We start from the raw sequence: 886 nt of genomic DNA, 5'->3' as shown, positions 1-886 counted from the left end.
GGTTCGGGGAATATCGGGTGGTATAACTTCGGGCCGGGGAATTTGGGGTCGTACAATGTGGGGTTGGGGAACGCCGGGGATTACAACGTTGGTTTCGGGAATACCGGGATCGGTAATTTCGGGTTCGGGAACACCGGTAGCCATAATATTGGGATCGGGTTGAGTGGTGATGGTCAGGTCGGGTTCGGGGGCTGGAATTCCGGTAGCGGGAATGTGGGGTTGTTCAACTCCGGGACCGGGAATGTGGGGTTGTTCAACTCCGGGACCGGGAACTGGGGGGTGGGCAACTCCGGTGAGCTCAATACGGGGTTGTTCAACCCGGGCCGGTTGAACACCGGGGTGTTGAACACCGGGTTGCTCAACACCGGGGTGGGCAATGCGGGTTCCTACAATTCGGGCAGTTTCAATGTGGGGTCTTCCAACACCGGCTCGTGGAATGCCGGGGACACCAACACCGGCTGGTTTAACCCCGGCAACCTCAACACCGGGATCGCCAACACCGGTGATGTCAACACCGGCGGGTTCAACCAGGGCAACCTCAACAACGGCTTCTTCTGGCGCGGCGACGGCCAGGGCCACGCCGGCTTCGACTACACCCTGACCATCCCGGCAGTCGCACTGGACCTCGACGTCGACGTCCCCCTCAACATCCCCATCACCGGCCACCTCGGCGACATCGTGATCGGCAGCTTCACGATTCCGACCTTGCATCTGAACGGTAGTAATTTGACCGGCACTATTGGGCCGATTGTGGTGGATCCGATCACGATTACGGGTCCGTCGTTGGATTTGCATGTGGGCGGCGCGGGGGAGTCGTTGCAGTTGAGTTTTTCGGGTCCGGCGCTGGGTCCGGTGGTGATTCCGGTGTTGCAGGTGGCGGCGGGGC

Annotated in this window: 1 pseudogene; it reads left to right on the top strand. The window is 60.8% G+C overall.

Going from position 1 to position 886, the window contains the following annotated elements:
* Positions 1-886: pseudogene (locus tag BST40_RS28275) on the top strand (PPE family protein); the annotation flags it as partial.

It is taken from the genome of Mycobacterium persicum, assembly GCF_002086675.1.
Classification (GTDB): Bacteria; Actinomycetota; Actinomycetes; order Mycobacteriales; family Mycobacteriaceae; genus Mycobacterium; species Mycobacterium persicum.
Note: the sequence above shows the minus strand (reverse complement) of the source record. Positions and strands in the feature narration are given on the sequence as shown.